Source organism: Haloferula sp. A504, from assembly GCF_044385805.1.
Classification (GTDB): Bacteria; Verrucomicrobiota; Verrucomicrobiia; order Verrucomicrobiales; family Akkermansiaceae; genus Haloferula.
The window spans coordinates 34,772-53,784 of sequence record NZ_JBISBU010000019.1 but is presented as its reverse complement, the minus strand read 5'-3'; the positions used below and the strand labels follow the sequence as shown (position 1 = coordinate 53,784).

Genomic DNA, 19,013 nt, shown 5'->3' with positions numbered 1-19,013 from the left:
CTTGAACTTATGGCATCGGGATGGCACCTCTCCGCCGGTCCACCGGACGTTTGAGGGGCATTAGCTCAGTTGGTAGAGCGCGTCGTTCGCAATGACGAGGTCAGCGGTTCGATCCCGCTATGCTCCACCACCCTCCGCTCCGGCAAGCGCAGCGCGGCCGGAGCGGAGGGTGGTGTGGCCCGGAGCTACGGGTGGCAAAACTCTCGAGGCACCAGGACCTTGAAGGATTGTCGTTCGGGTATCTTAAACATGCTTTGCAAGCGGCCCAGAAGTCGCATACTCGCGCCATGCGGAATTGCTTCTCCCTGTCCGTCGCTTTCCTTCTGGCCGTCGCGCTGGTGGGCTGTGGTGGTTTTGCGGGTCCGCATCCTTCCGGGACCGGCCCCTTCGACAGCCGCGGAAACTACGTCGAAGCCTGGGCGGACAACCCTTCCAAGTGGAATCACAAACCTGCCGAACCGGAGCCTCAGCCGGAGCCGGAACCCGAGCCACCGTTGATCGCGCAGAACACTCCGCCCTCGCAGCAGAGCGTCACGCCCCCCACTCCGCGACCGCAGCCGAAGCCAAAGCCGAAACCAAAACCGAAGCCCAAGCCGACCGTCACCTATCACACCGTTCGCAAGGGCGACACGCTGTATGGTCTGGCGAAAAAATACGGCACCACGGTCGGCAAGATCCAAAGCGCCAATGGTGTCAGTGGCTCCCTGATCCGGATCGGTCAGCGGCTCAAGATTCCGCGCTGATCTTCCTCCTCCGGACCGCCACGGCGATGAAGGCCGCGCCGGCGAGGATCATGAAGAGTGAAAGGAACTGCCCGCTCGTCAGCGGGCCCACCATCTTGGAATCCGGCTCGCGGAACTGCTCGCCGAGGATGCGGAAGACCGCGTAGCCGATGAAAAACACACCGGTCAGGACCCCATGGGGCAGATGGGGATGGCGCACGCGGAGCACCCAGAGGATCAGGAACAGCGCCAACCCCTCGCCCGCCGCCTGATAGAGTTGCGAGGGATGCCGCGGCTCAAGGAAAGGCGCGATGGCCTGGCTGATCGCCGGATGGTCCAGCTGCGCCTGCTGCATCCACTCGAAACGCAGGCCCTGGAAATACTCGGGCCGGGCGGCAACCTCCGCCGCGAGCCCCGGATCCAACGTCTCGAGTTCCGCGAGCTTGGCGTCGAAATAGCCGCCCGCCTTTTCCGCATCCTGCAGGGCGGCCTCGAGAAAGCGTCCCTCCTGCTGCGGCCGTTCCATCAGGGCCTTCGGAAATTTCATTGCCCACGCCACCCCTTCGCTGACGCGCCCGTAAAGCTCGCCGTTCTGGAAGTTCGCCAACCGGCCGAACATCAGGCCCAGCGGCGCGACCACGCACAGGCCGTCACCGAGCCCGGTCCACGAGACCTCCTTCTTCCTCGCGTAGAACCAGGTGAAGATCACCAGCCCGAGGATCCCGCCGTGGCTGGCCATGCCTCCCTCCCACACGCGGAAGATCACCAGCGGATCCTCCGTGACCCAGGACCACCCGTGCGCCCGCGGCCAGTACCACAGCATGTAGCCGAGCCGCCCTCCGATGAACACGCCGAAGATCGCCGCGGCGGCAATGAAGTCCCCGGCCGCGCCCGGGGGCAGCACCCACAGCTTCCGCTTTGCCAGATGGTTGAGCAGCAGCACCGCGACCACGAAGGCCGCCAGGTAGGAAAGGCCGTACCAGCGCAGCGCAATCGTCTCCGTGATCCGGAAGATCACCGGATTCAGATCGTGGACGTAGGTCGCGAACACGGGGGGAGGCTGCGCCTCGAAGTTCCAGGTGAGAAGTTCCAAGTGCCAAAACCAAAAATCCGCGTCCATCCCAAACCGACCGGAAAGTCTGAACCGCAGGCACTTCCTGACACATCCTTCTCCCCTCCGGCGTATCCCCTGATGCATCTGGAGTCCGTCATGAAATTTGCCTCATCCGCCGGTCGCCGACTCTGCGATTATGGAGTCATCCCGGCCGTCGCCCTCACCCTCGCCTTGCTTCTCGCCCCCTCCCTGGCGGCCCGCACCTGGACCAGTGCCGACGGCAAGCGAAACTTCGAAGGGGAGTTCCAGTCCTACGATCCGGGAAAGGGCGAGGTCACGGTCGAACTCCCCGACGGTCAATCGATCCGGATCCGCGAAGATCGCCTCCACCAGGATGATCTGACCTGGGTGAAGGCCCGGCAATCCCCTGCAGCGGAACGCCTGCCCGACGAAGTCCGGGCCAGGCAGATCCAGGACATGAAGTGGGGGATGTTCGTCTGCTGGTCCTTCAGCACCTTCTACGGCAAGGAATGGACGCCGACACTGGACAAGGATGCCTCCTTCTTCAAGGCGACCGGCTGCGACACCGACCAGTGGTGCCGCACCGCGAAGGACGCCGGCATGGGATACATCCTGTTCCTCGCCAAACACCACGACGGCTTCTGCCTGTGGGACACGGCCACCACCGAAAAGAAGGTCACCAACAGCCCGCTGGGCATCGACGTGCTGGCCGAGCTCCGCAAGTCCTGCGACAAACACGGGATCAAGCTTGCGCTGTATTTTTCCGAGGGCGACTGGAACTGGCCGGGGGCCGCCGACGGCGGAAGGAACGGCGGCCGTAATCCGGAAATGAAGAAGGCCCAGCTCGAGGAACTGCTGACACGCTACGGCCCGATCGAGTTCTGGTGGATGGATCACGCGGCCGGCACCGGCGGGCTGTCGCACGACGAAACCGTGGAATGGGTCCACAAGTTCCAGCCGAACAGTTTCGTGGGGTTCAATCACGGCGAACCCGCGGGACGCCTGTGTCTGCGCGAAAAGGGTCGCCCGGGAGAAATCGGTGACAAGAGCGCCACGCGCTACAACCAGGAGGCCGAAGGCTCCTTCAAGGGCTACCTCGTCGCCGAATTCACCTACCCCATCCTGCCGAAGCACCGTGGCGGGGCCGAGTGGTTCTACTCATTGCCCAAGCACGACGGTCTCTGCCACCCGGCTTCAAAGCTCTTTGCGGACTACCAGGGCGCCCGCAAGTTCGGGAACATCTTCTCGATCAACATCGGCCCGAACTACGAGGGCAAGCTCCGCGACATCGACGTCAAGACCCTTGCCGAGGTGGGCCGGATGATCCGCGAGGCGGAGTGAACCTTTCGGCGGCTTCCCTACAGATATCGCGTCAGACCGGCGACGGACGACTCGTCCAACCTCCTCGCCAGGGCCGCCGCCAGGGCGACCATGTGCAGGTGGTCGTTGAGGTCGATGATGGCGTTGTGCGAATGGATGTAGCGGGCCGGCACACCGAGCACGATGCAGGGCACGCCCTCGTTGGCGAGGTGGAAGCTGCCGGCATCGGTGCCGCCGCTGCGGCGCACCGTGACCTGGAAGGGGATGCACTCCTCGCGGGCGACCTGCTGCGCCAGGCGCGCGAAGGCCGGGTTCCCCAGGGCGCTGCTGTCGAAAAGCCGGATCTGCACGCCCCCGCCGAGCCTGCCCTGGCAATCGGCGCGGTTGAAGCCCGGGGTGTCGTCGGCCGGCGGACCCTCGAGCACGATGGCCACGTCGGGCTTGGCGTAGCGTGCCGCAGTGCGGGCCCCGCGCAGGCCGAGTTCCTCCTGCACGGTTCCCGCAAGAAGCAGGCGATTGCCCCTTTCCTGCCCGCCTGCCAGCAGACCGCAATGAATCGCCCCGGCCATGCCGACCCGATTGTCGAAGGCCTTGGCCATGTAGAGATCCTCCGCCGCCATCGGGGAGAAAGCACTTACCGGCGCGATCGGATCGCCCAGCGCGATGCCGAACTCCCCGGTCGCCTGCTGGCGCGACGACGCCCCGACATCGATGAACATGTTGTCGATCGAAAGCACCTGGCTTCGCTGGGCCTCTGAGAGGAAATGAGGCGGCTTGGAAGCCACCACGCCGAGCACCTTGCGACCATCCGCCGTGCGCACCTCGACGCGTTGGGACAGCAGGTTGTGCTCCCACCATCCACCCAGCGCAAGAAACTGGAGGAAGCCATCGGAGGTGATGTTCTGCACCATGAAGCCGACCTCGTCCATGTGCCCGGCGACGAGCACCCGCGGCCCCTCGCCCCCCGCATCGCAGAACACCGAGCCGTTGCCATCGGTCGAGAGCTCACCCGCATCCTTCAGCTCGTCGGCGAAGATGCCCCGGACCTCATCCTCGTGTCCCGGCACCGAGTGGGCCTCGGTGAGTTGCTTCAGCAGGGAAAGGGCCTTTTCGCGCATGCCGCGACGCTAGCGCGGAAGCCCTCCGGGCCAAGCCCAATTGGAGGTGGCGCGCCCCCGCGCCGCGACCCCAGCGGCCGGCCCAACCGTTGAGCGATGCCTTGCCCGAACGGCCGGCTCACCCGTCGCGGGCCGGGGGCGGCCCGCCTCCTAACAAAAAACCCCGGGCGACCGATGGCCACCCGGGGTTTCCCAGTTCCTTGAACAACCCGGAAATCAGAAGGTCCAGATGAGGTCCAGGGTGAAGCGCTCGTCGATGATGCCCTTCTCCCTGCTGGTGATCGGAAACTCATAGGCGAACCCCACGTCCACGCTCTCGCTAAGACGCGAGCGGAAACCCGCGGCGACGGTGACGAGGTCGCGGTTGTGGAAGGCATTCACCGCGCCGAAGTTCAGCAGGTCGTGCCCCTCGAAGGCGGCAACCACCGGCACGGCTCCGCCGGCCTGGCCGAAGAAACTCGGCCGACCATTGCCGGCATCGAGGACGTGGTGCCAGTTGAGCTCCACCAACGGAATGAACCATGGCACCACCTCGTAGCTGATGTGGCCGCTCATGAACGAGGTCGTCGCCATCTGGCCATCGAAGGGAATCTTCACCCCGGCACCACCGGCAAGCTGCAGGTCGTCGACCATCTTCAGGGCCGAGACAATCAGGTTGATCGCGCCATCGCCCTCACCCTGGAAGACGTCGTGGTTCCCGGTCGGAAACTCGATGGTCGCCGTGCCGCTCACCGCCAGTTCATTGACAGGATCGAGGATGAACGCGTACTTGAGACCGGCGGCGATGTTCGCGAATCCCGACTTGTCGGACCACAGCGGAGTCGTCTTCGGATCGATCTGCACGTAACCGTCCTTGGTCGCGACCAGTGACAGGCGCTCGGTAAAGGCGATCTCGAACTGAAGCGCGTAAACCTGAACGTTGCCACCCATCGGGATCGTGCCACCGGGAATGGAGACCTGGTTCGGCAAGCCGTGATAGATGTAGATCGGGTGGATGTTGGTGGTCGGCAGCGCGAGGTCGAACAGCGTCGGATTGGTGATCGGGCGCCGGGCGGTCTCGAAGCCGCCACGGGTGGTGGTTGCGACGGGAGCTTCCGGTGCGGTCGCGATCACACTGGCTGATGCGGTGATTGTGAGGGCTGCGGCGAGGGCGGTGATCGTTGTGATCGGCTTCATCATTCTCTGGGTGGATTATTGTACCCGGAAGGTTTCCCCGGGACACCCGCACCATCCTCCGACGCAGCTGCTAGAGGCTATGCGCAAGCCAGCCGACTTTGCGCATTTCTTGCGGAAGCCAAGCCTCCCGTTTCAGCGCTTCTTCGCCGCCTGCCACGCTGCCTCCATCTCATCGAGGGAGGCGTCCTCGAGAGACCGGCCGCGCTCCCGCAAGGCCTTCTCCATCTCGCCGAAGCGCTCCTCGAACTTGCGGTTCGCATCGGCCAGCAGCACCTCGGGATCCAGCTTGCGAAAACGGGCGAGATTCACCACCGAGAACAGGAGGTCACCGATCTCCCCGGCAGCGGCCTCGGGCGAGTCCGCCGACTCCACCTCGTCGAGTTCCTCGCGAATCTTGTCCCTCACGCCTTCCTCGTCCGGCCAGTCGAAGCCAACCTTCGCGGCCTTCTTCTGAAGCTTGGCCGCCCGCAGCAGGGCCGGCAGGCCCTTGCCGGTGCCGTGAAGGAAGGGCTCTCTCCCGGTGCCCTTCTCCGAGCGCTTGATCTCATCCCACTGCTTGAGCACCGCTTCGGCGTCGTCCGCTCCACTCGTCGCAAACACGTGGGGGTGGCGGCGGATGAGCTTCTCGCTGATTTCGCGGGCCACCTCGTCGACGTCGAAGTCACCGCGCTCCGAGGCGAGTTCGCTGTGAAAAACCACCTGCAGCAGCAGGTCGCCGAGCTCCTCGCGGAGATGCGGCATGTCGTCACGCTGGATCGCATCGACCGTCTCGTAGGCCTCCTCGATCAGGTTCGGAACCAGGCTTGCATGCGTCTGCTCCGCATCCCACGGACACCCGCCGGGTGCCCGCAGCCGATGCATGATCGCGCGCAGGCGATCCATCTGCCGCGCCTTCTCCGAGCACTCGATCATCTCACGATCGGTCATTGCTTGCGTCGACTGGCGTCCTCAAGGGTGCGGCGTTCTTCATCGGTCACGCTGTCGAGGCCGTGCTCGGAAATCTTCTGCAGGATCCGGTCGACCTCGCTCTCCTGGTCGAGATCCACGCGGGTCCGCGGGCGCAGTTTCGGCGGACCGCCACGACGGACGAAGCGGGCGTCGCGCACCACCTTGCCGCGGAATCCGGTCGGCTTGCCCAGCAGACCGGGAAAACTCATCAACAGTAGCCCCATCAAGGCCCCGCCCAGGTGACCGGCCTCGCCGCCGCTGTTCCAGAAGATGCGGGCGCTCGGGAAAACAAGTCCACCGACGATGACCAGGACGGCAAGGGCCGCCAGCGCCAGCGCGAGCTGACGCATGGTCAGGGTGATCGGCGGAATCAGCAACCTCACCTGCACCGCGGGAGCGAGCCGATAGACCGCGAAGATCAGCCCGAAGACCCCCGCCGAGGCCCCCACCAAGGGCGTCCCGGCATCGGAGTTTGGCAGCAAGCCCACCATGAGCAGCAGCGAGTAGAACACCCCCCCGGCCGCCCCACAGAGCAGGTAGTAGGCCAGGAAGCGGCGGGCGCCCCACCAGCGCTCGACGAATGGCGCAAAGAAGAAAATGCCGATCGAGTTGAACGCGAGGTGCCCGAAGTCGTTGTGGAGAAACTGGAAGGTCAGGAACTCCCAGATTCGCCCCTGCATGACCGAGGTTTCGAAAACAAAACACCCCCAGCGATTCAGGGGTCCCCACGAAAGCACGCCCCCGGGCATGCCCTCCGGTCGCTGGAAAAGATCCAGCAGGAAGATCCCGATGTTCAGGATCAGCAACCACTTGGTGACCACCGGCACCCGCGGCATGGCCGCCGGGGCGGGTCGTGCGTATTCCCGATCCTGAAAGCCCATCGCGGAGGGTCGTTACCACGCGTCCGGAGACCCCGCAAGGCCAGCCCCATCGCGCATTGATCCTCATGCTTCTACGCGGATTCTCTGATCGAACCCGCGGGACTGCGCGAATTCCTCCGAAACAGCGGCATATTCTCGGATCGAATTGCCGCCCCACGAGGCTTCGTCTGGACTCGCGCCGCAATGAGCAATCCCACCCGACACGAAGCCCTCGCCGCCTGGGTCGAGGAAATGACCGCCCTCTGCAAACCCGACAACATCCACTGGTGTGACGGTTCGCAGGAGGAATGGGACCAGCTGACGCAGGAACTCTGCGACGCCGGCACCTTCACGCGCCTCAATCCGGAAAAGCGCCCAAATTCCTTCCTCGCCCGCTCGACTCCCTCGGATGTTGCCCGCGTCGAGGACCGCACCTACATCTGCACCCGCCGCAAGGGTGCCGCCGGTGGCACCAACAACTGGGCCGATCCCAAGGAGATGAAGGCCACCCTCAAGCCGCTCTTCGACGGCTGCATGAAGGGCCGCACCCTCTACGTGATCCCCTTCTGCATGGGCCCGCTCGATTCGCCGCTCGCGAAAATCGGCGTCGAGATCACCGACAGCGCCTACGTCGTCGTCAACATGCGCATCATGACCCACATGGGCAAAAAGGTGCTCGACCAACTCGAGGCGGAAGACGCCGGTGAGATCGAGAAGAAGCGCGACGGTCACGGCTACTTCATTCCCTGCATCCACACCGTGGGAGCCCCGCTGGAGCCCGGCGACACGGACGTCCCTTGGCCCTGCAACAATGAGACGAAGTACATCTGCCACTTCCCCGAGACCCGCGAGATCTGGTCCTATGGTTCCGGCTACGGCGGCAACGCCCTGCTCGGCAAGAAGTGCCTCGCCCTGCGCATCGCCTCGAACATCGCCCGCGAACACGACTGGATGGCGGAGCACATGCTGCTCCTCGGTCTCGAGTCGCCCGAGAAAGAGAAGACCTACGTCGCCGCCGCCTTCCCGAGCGCCTGCGGCAAGACCAACCTCGCCATGCTCATCCCGCCGAAGGAATACGCGGACAAGGGCTGGAAGACGACCATCATCGGCGACGACATCGCCTGGATGTGGGGTCACGAGGACGGCAAACTGCACGCCATCAACCCCGAGACGGGATACTTCGGCGTCGCACCGGGCACCTCCTACAAGACCAACCCGATCGCGATGGACTCGATGACCGAGAACGCGATCTTCACCAACTGCGCGCTTACCGATGACGGCGACGTGTGGTGGGAAGGCATGGACGGCGACCCGCCGGCCCACGCGATCGACTGGAAAGGCAAGGACTGGACGCCCGACAGCGATGAACTCGCCGCCCACCCGAACGCGCGCTTCACCGCCCCGGCCGAGCAGTGCCCGACGATCGACCCCGACTGGCAGAATCCCGACGGCGTGCCGATCTCGGCCATCATCTTCGGCGGCCGCCGGCCGACGACGATGCCGCTGGTCTATCAGGCCTTCAACTGGTCGCACGGTGTGTATGTCGGTGCCACCATGGGCTCGGAAGTCACCGCCGCCGCGATCGGCCTCAAGGCCGGCGTCCGCCGCGACCCGATGGCCATGCTGCCCTTCTGCGGCTACAACATGGCCGAATACTTCCACCACTGGCTCGACATGCGCGACAAGATCAAGGACCTGCCCCGCTTCTTCCACGTGAACTGGTTCCGCCTCGACGAGGACGGCAAGTTCCTGTGGCCGGGCTTCGGCCAGAACATGCGGGTGCTCGAGTGGATCGTGAACCGCTGCAAGGGCCAGGTCGCCGGCCACGAGACCCCGATCGGCTGGACGCCGCACATCGAGGACTTCAACCTGGAGGGCCTCGAAGGCTTCACCGAAGAGCAGTTCGACAAGTGCATGGCCTACAACCCCGAGGAATGGGCCGCCGAACTCGTCGACCAGGGCAACCTGTTCCTCAAGCTCTACGACCTGATGCCGAAGGAACTCGTGTTCCAACAGCAGCTGCTGGCCGCCCGCCTGAGCTGATCCGGCGTCTCCCGAATTCCAAGCCCGCTCCGGTCGATCCGGAGCGGGCTTTTTTCATCGCAGGTGGTGCAACGCTCCGCTTTGCGAGCCGATCGGCGAAACTCCTGATTCGGCGGACCCCTCATGCCCGGAAGCAGGCTGGACGCCCCGTCCATTCCGATCCAAAACGGCGTCGCCAAAGAAAATCCATCCCGCTCCCGTCGATGCCATCCATGCCCATGAAAGCCGCTCTTCCCCATCTGCTCGCCGCTTTGCTGGCTCTCCCCGCTGCGGTCACCGCCGCCGACAAGCCCAACGTCGTGCTGATCTATGGCGACGACGTCGGCTGGGGCGACATCGGCGTCCAGGGCTCGGTAAAGAACCCGACCCCCCATCTCGACAAGCTCGCCGGACAGAGCCTGCGCTTCACCGACGGCCACTGTACCGCCGCCACCTGCACGCCCTCGCGCTTCTCGATGCTCACCGGCATCCACGGCTTCCGCCACAACATCCGCATCCTCGCGCCCAACGCCCCGCTGACCATTCCGATCGACGCCCTCACGCTGCCCGATGTCTTCAAGAAGGCCGGCTACCAGACCGCCATCGTCGGCAAGTGGCACCTGGGACTCGGGAAAAAGGGCGAACCGGTGGACTGGAACGGCGAGGTCAAACCCGGCCCGCTCGAGCTCGGCTTCGACCATTCCTTCCTGCTCCCCTCGACCAACGACCGCGTGCCCTGCGTCTATCTGCTCAACCACCGCGTCCTCAACCTCGACCCCGCCGATCCGCTCTTTGTCGGCGCGAAGAAGCCGGATGTCGACTGCACCGTCTACCCCGATGGACGGAAGAACCCGGAGGCGATGACCTACTACCGCAACACCCACGGCCACAATCACTCGGTGATCAACGGCATCGGCCGCATCGGCACCCAGTGGGGCGGCAAGTCGGCTCTGTGGGACGATGAAACCATGACCGACACCTTCGTCGAAAAATCGAAGGAGTGGATCGAGAATCGCGACAAGGAGAAGCCCTTCTTCCTCTTCTACTCGGCGCAGGACATCCACGTCCCGCGGGCCCCGCACCCGCGCTTCCACGGCAAGAGCCAGACCGGCTTCCGTGGCGACGCGATGGTCCACTTCGACTGGGCCGTGGGTGAGTTGATGGAGGTGCTCGAAGAGCAGGGCGTCGCCGACAACACCATCGTCATCTTCTCCAGCGACAACGGTCCGGTCTATGACGACGGCTACGACGACGGCACGGTCGTCAAGACTTCGACCCAGGAAGTGGATCAGGGTCACGACGGCTCCGGCCCCTACCGCGGCGGCAAGTATCAGATCTACGAAGGCGGCACCCGCGTCCCCTTCCTCGTCCGCTGGCCGGCACGCATCGAGCCCGGCGTCTCCGAGGCACTGGTCAGCCAGATCGACTTCCTCGCCTCCTTCGCCTCCCTGTTCGAACAGGAGATCCCCGAAGGTGAGGCCATCGACAGCCGCAACACCCTGCCCGCCTTCCTCGGGGACGATGACAAGGGCCTGCCCTACATGGTCGAGGAAGCCAAGACCCTCGCCCTGCGCGAAGGCCCGTGGAAGTTCATCCTCGCCGGCAAGCCGGAAAAGGATGAACTCTACCATCTAACCGAGGACATCGGCGAAACCACCAACGTCGCCGCCAAACACCCCGATCGCGCCACCGCCATGCGGAAGAAGCTGATCGCCATCCGCGAGGCCAAGGGCGGCATCCGCTCGCTGGACTGAGCGAGTGAAGGACCGCGTGAACCCACTCGCGCATCATCCGGTCCGGCCGATGCGCGAGCGGGCGGATGCCACGAACCGTGACCGGGGCTTCCAGCCCCGTCGGCAATCCCATGTCGAAGTCGGCGATGGGCCTGGAAGGCCCGGCCACAATGCGCCCGACAAGCCCCATCAGTCACACCTCCCCCCCGCATTGACCCGCCGACCCAGTCCGGCCATCCTAACACCATGCCCGCTCCGGATGCCGTCAAGCGACTGGTCGAGAATTTCGAAAACAACCGCGAGCACTACCGCTCGGCGGCCTACAATGAAACGCAGCTCCGACGGCAGTTTCTCGATCCCTTCTGGGAGGCCCTCGGCTGGGATGTCAACAACCGCGAAGGCAACGCCCCGGCCTACACCGACGTCATCCACGAAGCCTCGATCAAGATCCGCGGCGGCACCCGGGCGCCCGACTACGCATTCTCGATCAACGGCGGTCTCAACCCCTCGGCCTGGAAGTTCTTCGTCGAGGCCAAGGCCCCCTGCGTGAACCTCAAGGACCACCCCGACCCCGCGCTCCAGGTTCGCCGCTACGGCTGGTCGGCGAAGCTCGCCCTCTCGGTGCTCTCCGACTTCGAGGAATTCGCCGCCTACGACTGCCGGATCCGGCCGCGCCCCGGGGACAAGGCCGCCACCGCCCGCACCCTCTATTTCACCTACGATCAGTACGAGGACCGTTGGGAGGAAATCGCCGACATCTTCTCCCGGGAAGCCGTGCGCAAGGGCTCCTTCGACCGCTATGCCGAAGGCTCGAAGAAGAAGCGCGGCACCGCCGAGGTCGACGATGCCTTCCTCGCCGAGATCGAACGCTGGCGTGAGCTGCTCGCGCGCAATTTCGCCCTGCGCAACCCCGACCTCTCGGTCCTCGACCTCAATTTCGCCGTCCAGAAGACCATCGACCGCCTGATCTTCCTGCGCATCTGCGAGGACCGCGGTACCGAGGACTACGGACGACTGCTCACCCTCGCCAACGGCGCCAACACCTACCCCCGGCTGCTCGAACACTTCCGCCGCGCCGACGACCGCTACAATTCCGGCCTCTTCCACTTCCGCGACGAAAGCGGCCGCCCCGGCGCACCCGACCAGCTCACGCCCGACCTCCGGCTCGATGACAAGGCCCTCAAGGATATCCTCAAAAATCTCTACTACCCGGAGTCGCCCTACGAGTTCTCCGTCCTGCCCGCCGACATCCTCGGCCAGGTCTATGAGCAGTTTCTCGGCAAGACCATCCGCCTGACCCCCGCCCACCAGGCCAAGATCGAGGAAAAGCCCGAAGTCCGGAAGGCCGGCGGGGTCTATTACACGCCGAAATACATCGTCGATTACATCGTGGAAAACACCCTGGGCCGTCTGCTGAATGGCCCCAACCCGGAAAAGCCGAAACCCATCCCCGTCTCGCAGGCCGAGAAGCTCAAGGTCCTCGACCCCGCCTGCGGCTCCGGCTCCTTCCTCATCGTCGCCTACCAATTCCTGCTCGACTGGCACCTCGACCAGTACACGCTCGGCCCCGAGCGCAAGCCCGACGTGGCCAAGATCAAGCGCCACGCCGGCGGCAAACACCCCCGGATCTACCAGGCCAAGGGCGGGGAATGGAGACTCACCACCGCCGAGAAGAAGCGCATCCTCCTCAACAACATCCACGGTGTCGACATCGACTCGCAGGCCGTCGAGGTCACCAAGCTCTCACTGCTGCTCAAGGTGCTCGAAGGCGAGACCGAGCAGGTCGTCCAGCGCGACTTCCTCAAGGAGCGCCAGCGCATCCTTCCCGACCTCGGCCACAACATCCGCTGCGGCAACTCGCTGATTGGCCCCGACTTCTACGACCAACCGGATCTGCCGGAACTGGATGACGAAACAAGATACCGGATCAACGTGTTCGATTGGGAGACGGCGTTCCCCGAGGTATTTGAGCAGGGCGGCTTCGACTGCGTGATTGGGAATCCGCCGTATCTGAGCATCGATGATGTCTGGGGAAACAAAGATCCAAAGCTTCGCTATCTGAAGCATGGCTTCCCTGAGGTCTACAACGACAAGACTGATCTACTCTTCTACTTTCTAGCGCTCGCCCTTCGGGTTTCGTCCGGAACCTGCGGCATGATCGTTTCCAGAGCATTTCTCGAAGCATTCAAAGCGGATAAACTTCGCCGACAACTCACGAATTCCTCACGGATTCGCGAGATCATCGATTTCCGTGACTTCATGGTCTTTGAGGGGGTCGGAATCGCCACGGCCATCATCGTTACTGACCAGCCATCTGCGGGTAATACTGACGCTTTTCACTTTCAAGCTACGGGGAAGCTCCCCGACTTGCGCAATAAGCGAGGGCCTGATTTCAAGCACTACTCACGGGACCTGAATGCGCTCGGAAGCAAGCCTTGGATCTTCGGGTCGACGGAGACCTTGGAGCTGTACCGAAAGGTCGACTCAAATGGACAAGTCCTCGGTGAGATCTGCCACATTGGTCAAGGCATGCAAACCGGTGCCAATTCCGTTTTCGGCAAACTATCGGGCTCAGAGATCGAAGAATTCTCCGTTCCGGAATCTCTTTTCTTCTCGCGCGCAACCAACTCCGACATTCAGCGATTCAGCATAAGGAATCGCGGCGAGAAGACCCTCTACCTTGAGGAGATTCGGAGCTTCGATGACTTACCGAAGAGCTTGCAGAACTATCTCACGTCGAACTCAGAGAAGCTAAGAGGGCGAGCTGCGTTCCGCCGCGGCAATTGCGACTGGTGGAGGTTCACTTGGCCGTTACACCGGGAACACTACAGCAAGCGTCGCATCCTCTGCCCCTACCTCGCTACTCATAACAGGTTCGGACTCGATGCACACAAGGAGTATCTCGGACTCACGGATACGACCGTCATATTTGAACCCGAGCCAGGAGGCGAAGACCTGCTGTACCTTCTCGGGCTACTGAACTCGAAACTTCTTACCGTGCGGTTCCGCGGAATTGGTAAGCTCAAAGGAGGAGGAATTTACGAATACTTCGAAAACACTGTGAGCAAGCTGCCAATTCGGCGCATCGACTTCACCAACCCCGCCGACGTCGAGGTCCACGACAAGATGGTCTCCTTGGTCGAGCGCATGCTCAAGCTGCACGAAGACAAGGCGTCGGAGAAGAACCCGGAGAGCCTGCGTCGGCTGGAGGAGGACATCGCGATCACCGACCGCCGCATCGACCGGCTCGTTTACGAACTCTACGGCCTCACCGCCGACGAGATCGCGTTGGTGGAAGGTGCCAAGGCATGACCACCAAAGCATCAGCCACCTACCAGATTCCCAGGGGTGTCTACCCTGCAACCCCGACCGAGTTGGAAGACCTCGCAGGTCGGATCTCCACCATCGAGGGTTTCTTCATCCATCTTCGGTTCAGAAACGGCTTTAATGCTTCATCCCCAGACCCATCCTCTTACGCTTTCGAGCGTGCGGCCAGTGGCAAGATGACCGTGAAGCGATGGCTCGAAGTCCGGCTGGGGGACTGCTACCCGCAGCTCGATGGCATGGTGGTCGACCAGTCAGGGAACATCCTTCCAAATGACGCGCTCGTTGCCGAAGCGCGTGGCGCCTGCGAGACGCGGAGCGACCTGGTTCTAAGGTTCACCGCGACCGTGACCAGCAAGCAAAGCGAGACCCAGGAACAACGGCTTCGCGAACTGGCAAAAATGCTGGTCGAGTTGCCTTGCATTCATCGGTCCGAAGTATCCCGTCCACGAATCCTTCCCGGATGGCACCGCCGTCTGAGACTGGTGGCTCTTACCCGTCCGCTGACTCTCCGCTACTACGAGGTCGAAATCGTCGCCGACATTCTGAATCAGCTTGCGAAGAGCCGGGCCTTTGAATCCGAGATCGATCGGGACTGGAACGATCCTCCAAACATCTCCGCCTTCCACTCAACCGATCTGAACCGTCTCGCGGAATTTCTTTAGGACTTCCGAACCAAATCAATGAGCCTACCATGCCGGCCGCCCAAGAAGGACTCACAAGCCCCTTGACGCCTTAACCCACGGGTTAATATTCCTCATGCAGCTCCGACGCCTGCCGTTCCCCGCTGAAGACTCCGAAGAACCGCGCTGCCGGATCTTCGCGCTCGGGGAGGACGGCAAGTGGCCGGTCGCCGATTTCCTCGCCCAAGCCGCCGAAGACCATGTCGACGATTTTTCCAAGCTCACCGCCCTGCTCATCCGGAGCGCCGAGCACGGACTACCCTCGAACAAGCAGAAGGTCCGCCAGCTCAAAGGCTGCGGCGGGCTCAAGGAATTCAAAGCCGGATGCCTGCGGCTCTTCTTTTTCCACGACAAGGGGCGGCTCGTCATCTGCACCCACGGCATCGTGAAAAAGTCGCAGCAAACCCCGCAAAAGGACCTCAAGACCGCCACCCGGCGGATGAAGGCTTACAAGGCCGCCAGCAAACGCAACCAAGTCACCATCATCGAACCATGAGCGACCCCTTCAAGAAACTTGCCAGGGCCTTCGAGAAGGCCCGCGACAGCCACACCTACCGGGTGGAGGCGGTGTCCCTCGAATTCACCGAGTCCCTGCTGGACCGGATGAAGGAGCAAGGCGTGAACCGTACCGAGCTCGCCCGCCGCCTCGGCACCAGCCTCGCCTACGTGTCGAAGGTGCTGAACCAGCCCGGCAACCTGACCGTGGACAGCCTGGTCAAGATCTCCGACGCGGTGGGCTGCGACCTCCGCGCCCACCTCCTGCCCCGCGAATGCGAGGGAATGTGGATCAACGTGCAGAAGAAACGGACCACCAAGCCCGACGCCAAGTCTGACCCCGAGACCCTCGCCGCCGATTCCAATGAATTCGCCCTTGCAGCTTGAGCGGAGCCGACTCGTCGCGATCACGGTCAAGGAAACCGGCCGCGAGGAAACATCCAAGCCCGATGTCGTCACCGCGACGACCACCCTTCTCACCCGCGAGGACGATCCAAGGGCGTGGCGCGTACAATTGAAGGTCAAGTTCGGCGGGAACGAGAAAGAGCCGACGGCTTCCGTGTGCGGTGAGGTGGAGATCGAGGGGGACTTTCGCGTGCGCAATGAATACCCGGAAGAAGCGATCCCGCGCCTCGTCGGCGTCAATGGTGCGAGCATCCTGTTTGGAAGCGTCCGCGAACTGATCGCGGGCCTTTCCGGCAGGATGGAGTCGGGCGTTTACCTCCTCCCGAGTGTTTCCTTCTACGAGCCGAAGAAGAAGGCCGCAAAATCCACCACCCCACGAAAGAACCCGAGCCGCTGAATCTCGGTTTCGCTATCTGCCCAAAAGAGGCTGAATATTCCAAACCTGGGTGAAGCCAGAAAACGGAAGCACTCCTTCGGGCCTACATCGGAGCCCACGCAGCGCGTGGACCTTCGGCTCGTCGGAGTGCTGGCAAAGAGGACCACAAGCCGAACTGCGATGTCAATTCGCCGAGTAACCCATCGACCCCCGGTTCAAGGCCGTGCTTTTCGCTCACTCGATTGATCCGGTCGTCACCGGAATCCGGTCGGCCATTCGACGCTTGAGCTGCGCGGCGTGAAGGTCGGAGGGCACCAGCAGGGACGGTTCAATCATCTCGTGCCAGCGACCGTCGATGTCGGTCACTCCCGGGCCTTTTCCGCGGACTCCGACGAGGTTCATCGAGTCGGGCCCGAAACCATCGGGCGGCCAGGCGATCGGACGCTTCGATTCGATCGCCCAGAACGTTGTCCGAGCGCCGCTGTGGCGGCCAAGTGCGGCACCCCCGCCACAGCGCCAGACCGACTTCCCCTCGCCGACATCGATTCGGCAGAACAGGTTGTCGTGCGGCGCCCGCTTGTGGTGGTCGAAGGAAAGGTCGGGCCCGCGCCCGTTCTTGATCACGTTTCCGGATCCGAGACTCGTCACGGTGATGTCGTGGATGAAGCGGGTCTTGAAAATGAAGTTCTCGACCAGGCAATCCCTGCCGACCGTGATCCCGTGGTGGCCGGTGCATCCTTTCTCCGGTTCGCGCACCGAGTCGAGCAGCACGCCCTTCATGCTGCAGTTCACCCCGCTCAGATAGACACCCGAGTCACTGTTGGAGATCCGCACGTTGCGGACCCAGCAGTTCGCGACCCCGTTCATCGCGATGCCGTTCATCCCCCGCTCGGTGAAATGCCCGGCGTAGGGTTTGGATGGAAACTCGATCGCCAGATCCTCGATCCCCACCTCCTCGACCGACGGCTCGAAGCCGTGCAGCGCCGGTGTCCAGTCCATCCGCACATCGATCTGCAGGGGCCGGTCGAGTTCGATCAAATCGCCGTCGATCGTCGCGATCCGGGCCACCATCTCCGGCTCCACCGGCGAGGTGATCTTCGAAACGTCTCCGGAATCCCCGGAGTAAAGGTGCGACAGCAGGGACTTGCCCTCGTCATCCTGCTGGCGGATGACCACCCGCATCCCGGCTTCGAGTCCGGAGGTGTCGCCCACCTCGAGAATCCGCCCGCCCCTCTCCGCCGGCCGGACGATCTTCGCGACGCGGGGCCGGTCGATCTTCCCCTTCACCCACAGGAAACCACCCGACCACGAGTAGTTCGACGTCGGCCTGCCGCTTGTCGTCGCACCCATGTTCGGACGGACGTCCTCAAGCTCGGTATCGACGAGGAGAATCGTCCGGCGCGGTCCGGCGCCACGCAGCACGATCCCCGGCTTCTCGATCCAAAGGATGTCACGGATGAGGAACCGGCCGGGCGGGACCAAGATTGCTCCCTCCTCCACTTCGGCGATCGCCTGGCGGAACGCCTCGGTGCAGTCGGTGACCCCGTCCCCCACGGCTCCGAAATCCGTCACATCGGCGACCGCCTCGACCTCGGGAAGGCCCTTCTCGCCGAAATGGTAGCCGGCGAAGGAAAAGTCCGGCAGGCGCCCGGCCGGGTCCCACGCCTCGCCCCCCTCGCCCCAAAGCGAGGAAGGATCCCTGGCCTCCAACCCACTGACGAGGAGGAAGATGGCCATCAGCCGAAGCGCCGCACTCACGCCCACTCAACGGTCACCGGCCCTCCGGGCTTTCAGCGATTCGCCGAGCGAGAGTCTGGTGAACGGGTTGCGTCCCGGGCGGTCTTGCCACAAAACGACCCTCAACCTTCCGGCCGCCCATGCCACGTTGCGCCTTCCTCACCCTCGCCGATCCCACCGGCTTCTTCATTTACGACCACCTCGCCATCCCGCCGCTCGAAGCGCTGGGTTGGTCGGTCGAGACGCTTCCGTGGACCGCCGAAGACGTCGATTGGGGAAACTTCGACGCGGTGGTGATCCGCTCGACCTGGGACTACCAACTCCGGCCCGACGCCTTCCTGAGCCGGCTCGCCGAGATCGAGCGAGCCGGCGCCCGGGTCCTCAATCCCATCGAGACCTGTCGCTGGAACCTTGAAAAGACCTACCTTCGCGAACTTGAAGCACGCGGTGTGACGATCATCCCCTCACTCTGGCCCGACCACCTCGACCCGGCCGTGCTTCTCGAGTCCTTTGATCACTTTCGCACCGAACGCCTCGTCGCCAAACCGCTGGTCGGCGCCAACGCCGACGGGATCTCGATCATCTGCCGCTATCAGCCCGACACCTGGCCGCTGGCCACTTTCTCAGGACAGCCGTTGATCGTGCAGCCATTCATCGAGTCGATCGAGGGAGAGGGTGAGCACTCCCTCTTCTACTTCGACTCGGAATACAGCCACGCCATCGTCAAGACTCCGAAGGCCGGCGACTTCCGCGTCCAGGAGGAACACGGTGGCCTCATCCGGGCCGTCCACCCGGAGGACGACCTGTTGGCCGCCGGCGCGCGCACCCTCGACGCCATCGACGAGCGCCTGCTCTACGCCCGCGTCGACCTCGTGCGCCTCCCCGACGGATCACCCGCAGTCATCGAGGTCGAACTGATCGAACCCTCGCTCTACTTTCCCTACGATCCCGAATCGCCCGCCCGCTTCGCCCGCGCCCTGGATCGGATGATGAAAGACCCGTCCACCGGACAACAGTAG

The 19,013-nt window shown here is 63.5% G+C and carries 16 protein-coding genes and 1 tRNA gene; 11 read left to right on the top strand and 6 right to left on the bottom strand.

The annotated features are described in order from the left end of the window. The first annotated feature begins 54 nt into the window (after nt 1–54). Nucleotides 55–130 (top strand) — tRNA-Ala (locus ACG2LG_RS11315). A gap of 157 nt (nt 131–287) precedes the next feature. Next, nucleotides 288–743 (top strand): LysM peptidoglycan-binding domain-containing protein, encoded by a 456-nt coding sequence (locus ACG2LG_RS11310; protein ID WP_396259063.1) that lies wholly within the window; start codon nt 288–290, stop codon nt 741–743. On the opposite strand, the gene lgt is transcribed toward ACG2LG_RS11310, so the two are convergent. Next, nucleotides 727–1,815 (bottom strand): prolipoprotein diacylglyceryl transferase, encoded by a 1,089-nt coding sequence (gene lgt, locus ACG2LG_RS11305; protein ID WP_396259062.1) that lies wholly within the window; start codon nt 1,813–1,815, stop codon nt 727–729. The two genes, ACG2LG_RS11310 and lgt, sit on opposite strands and share 17 nt — an antisense overlap. 117 nt (nt 1,816–1,932) lie before the next feature. Here lgt and ACG2LG_RS11300 point away from each other — a divergent pair, with 117 nt between their 5' ends. Continuing rightward, nucleotides 1,933–3,138 (top strand): alpha-L-fucosidase, encoded by a 1,206-nt coding sequence (locus ACG2LG_RS11300; RefSeq protein WP_396259060.1) that lies wholly within the window; start codon nt 1,933–1,935, stop codon nt 3,136–3,138. Between the two features lie 17 nt (nt 3,139–3,155). On the opposite strand, the gene ACG2LG_RS11295 is transcribed toward ACG2LG_RS11300, so the two are convergent. The 4 genes from ACG2LG_RS11295 to ACG2LG_RS11280 form a co-directional block, all read right to left on the bottom strand. Further along, complete coding sequence (locus ACG2LG_RS11295) at nt 3,156–4,235, bottom strand: M42 family metallopeptidase (RefSeq protein WP_396259058.1); 1,080 nt, start codon at nt 4,233–4,235, stop codon at nt 3,156–3,158. Nucleotides 4,236–4,451: 216 nt separating this feature from the next. Beyond that, on the bottom strand, nt 4,452–5,411 hold the full coding sequence (locus ACG2LG_RS11290; RefSeq protein ID WP_396259057.1) for a hypothetical protein: 960 nt from the start codon (nt 5,409–5,411) through the stop codon (nt 4,452–4,454). A 132-nt stretch (nt 5,412–5,543) separates the two neighbouring features. Beyond that, nucleotides 5,544–6,323 (bottom strand): nucleoside triphosphate pyrophosphohydrolase, encoded by a 780-nt coding sequence (mazG, locus tag ACG2LG_RS11285; protein ID WP_396259055.1) that lies wholly within the window; start codon nt 6,321–6,323, stop codon nt 5,544–5,546. An 11-nt stretch (nt 6,324–6,334) separates the two neighbouring features. Beyond that, nucleotides 6,335–7,240: a rhomboid family intramembrane serine protease gene (locus ACG2LG_RS11280; protein ID WP_396259054.1), complete on the bottom strand. Its 906-nt coding sequence runs from the start codon at nt 7,238–7,240 to the stop codon at nt 6,335–6,337. A gap of 183 nt (nt 7,241–7,423) precedes the next feature. On the opposite strand from ACG2LG_RS11280, the gene ACG2LG_RS11275 reads away from it, so the two are divergent. The 7 genes from ACG2LG_RS11275 to ACG2LG_RS11245 all read left to right on the top strand — a co-directional run bounded on the left by ACG2LG_RS11275 (nt 7,424) and on the right by ACG2LG_RS11245 (nt 16,278). Further along, nucleotides 7,424–9,262, top strand: coding sequence for a phosphoenolpyruvate carboxykinase (GTP) (locus ACG2LG_RS11275; protein ID WP_396259052.1), 1,839 nt, complete (start codon nt 7,424–7,426; stop codon nt 9,260–9,262). 218 nt (nt 9,263–9,480) lie between these two features. Beyond that, complete coding sequence (locus ACG2LG_RS11270; protein WP_396259050.1) at nt 9,481–10,995, top strand: arylsulfatase; 1,515 nt, start codon at nt 9,481–9,483, stop codon at nt 10,993–10,995. Between the two features lie 225 nt (nt 10,996–11,220). Beyond that, a complete protein-coding gene (locus ACG2LG_RS11265) occupies nt 11,221–14,286 on the top strand; it encodes an Eco57I restriction-modification methylase domain-containing protein (protein ID WP_396259048.1) in 3,066 nt (1,021 codons plus the stop codon). A 197-nt stretch (nt 14,287–14,483) separates the two neighbouring features. Continuing rightward, nucleotides 14,484–14,963 (top strand): hypothetical protein, encoded by a 480-nt coding sequence (locus tag ACG2LG_RS11260; RefSeq protein WP_396259047.1) that lies wholly within the window; start codon nt 14,484–14,486, stop codon nt 14,961–14,963. 94 nt (nt 14,964–15,057) lie between these two features. Continuing rightward, nucleotides 15,058–15,477 (top strand): type II toxin-antitoxin system RelE/ParE family toxin, encoded by a 420-nt coding sequence (locus tag ACG2LG_RS11255; protein ID WP_396259045.1) that lies wholly within the window; start codon nt 15,058–15,060, stop codon nt 15,475–15,477. Then, the gene (locus ACG2LG_RS11250) at nt 15,474–15,863 is read left to right on the top strand and encodes a helix-turn-helix domain-containing protein (protein WP_396259043.1); all 390 of its coding nucleotides are present in this window, start codon (nt 15,474–15,476) and stop codon (nt 15,861–15,863) included. The genes ACG2LG_RS11255 and ACG2LG_RS11250 overlap by 4 nt, the downstream gene beginning before the upstream one ends. Then, nucleotides 15,841–16,278: a hypothetical protein gene (locus ACG2LG_RS11245; protein WP_396259041.1), complete on the top strand. Its 438-nt coding sequence runs from the start codon at nt 15,841–15,843 to the stop codon at nt 16,276–16,278. The genes ACG2LG_RS11250 and ACG2LG_RS11245 overlap by 23 nt, the downstream gene beginning before the upstream one ends. Before the next feature lie 213 nt (nt 16,279–16,491). Here ACG2LG_RS11245 and ACG2LG_RS11240 read toward each other — a convergent pair whose 3' ends face one another. After that, entirely contained in the window at nt 16,492–17,994 is a 1,503-nt protein-coding gene (locus tag ACG2LG_RS11240) for a glycosyl hydrolase family 28-related protein (protein ID WP_396259039.1), read from the bottom strand. A gap of 140 nt (nt 17,995–18,134) precedes the next feature. On the opposite strand from ACG2LG_RS11240, the gene ACG2LG_RS11235 reads away from it, so the two are divergent. Continuing rightward, nucleotides 18,135–19,013 carry a RimK family alpha-L-glutamate ligase gene (locus tag ACG2LG_RS11235; RefSeq protein ID WP_396259037.1) on the top strand — a complete coding sequence of 293 codons (879 nt, stop codon included), beginning with the start codon at nt 18,135–18,137 and terminating at the stop codon, nt 19,011–19,013.

Excerpts from the sequence above, each read along its gene's own strand:
- ACG2LG_RS11310 (WP_396259063.1), top strand. The coding sequence starts at position 288 with ATGCGGAATTGCTTCTCCCTGTCCGTCGCTTTCCTTCTGGCCGTCGCG.
- ACG2LG_RS11300 (WP_396259060.1), top strand. The coding sequence starts at position 1,933 with ATGAAATTTGCCTCATCCGCCGGTCGCCGACTCTGCGATTATGGAGTC.
- ACG2LG_RS11295 (WP_396259058.1), bottom strand. The coding sequence starts at position 4,235 with ATGCGCGAAAAGGCCCTTTCCCTGCTGAAGCAACTCACCGAGGCCCAC.
- ACG2LG_RS11290 (WP_396259057.1), bottom strand. The coding sequence starts at position 5,411 with ATGAAGCCGATCACAACGATCACCGCCCTCGCCGCAGCCCTCACAATC.
- mazG (WP_396259055.1), bottom strand. The coding sequence starts at position 6,323 with ATGATCGAGTGCTCGGAGAAGGCGCGGCAGATGGATCGCCTGCGCGCG.
- ACG2LG_RS11280 (WP_396259054.1), bottom strand. The coding sequence starts at position 7,240 with ATGGGCTTTCAGGATCGGGAATACGCACGACCCGCCCCGGCGGCCATG.
- ACG2LG_RS11275 (WP_396259052.1), top strand. The coding sequence starts at position 7,424 with ATGAGCAATCCCACCCGACACGAAGCCCTCGCCGCCTGGGTCGAGGAA.
- ACG2LG_RS11270 (WP_396259050.1), top strand. The coding sequence starts at position 9,481 with ATGAAAGCCGCTCTTCCCCATCTGCTCGCCGCTTTGCTGGCTCTCCCC.
- ACG2LG_RS11265 (WP_396259048.1), top strand. The coding sequence starts at position 11,221 with ATGCCCGCTCCGGATGCCGTCAAGCGACTGGTCGAGAATTTCGAAAAC.
- ACG2LG_RS11255 (WP_396259045.1), top strand. The coding sequence starts at position 15,058 with ATGCAGCTCCGACGCCTGCCGTTCCCCGCTGAAGACTCCGAAGAACCG.
- ACG2LG_RS11250 (WP_396259043.1), top strand. The coding sequence starts at position 15,474 with ATGAGCGACCCCTTCAAGAAACTTGCCAGGGCCTTCGAGAAGGCCCGC.
- ACG2LG_RS11245 (WP_396259041.1), top strand. The coding sequence starts at position 15,841 with ATGAATTCGCCCTTGCAGCTTGAGCGGAGCCGACTCGTCGCGATCACG.
- ACG2LG_RS11240 (WP_396259039.1), bottom strand. The coding sequence starts at position 17,994 with ATGGCCATCTTCCTCCTCGTCAGTGGGTTGGAGGCCAGGGATCCTTCC.
- ACG2LG_RS11235 (WP_396259037.1), top strand. The coding sequence starts at position 18,135 with ATGCCACGTTGCGCCTTCCTCACCCTCGCCGATCCCACCGGCTTCTTC.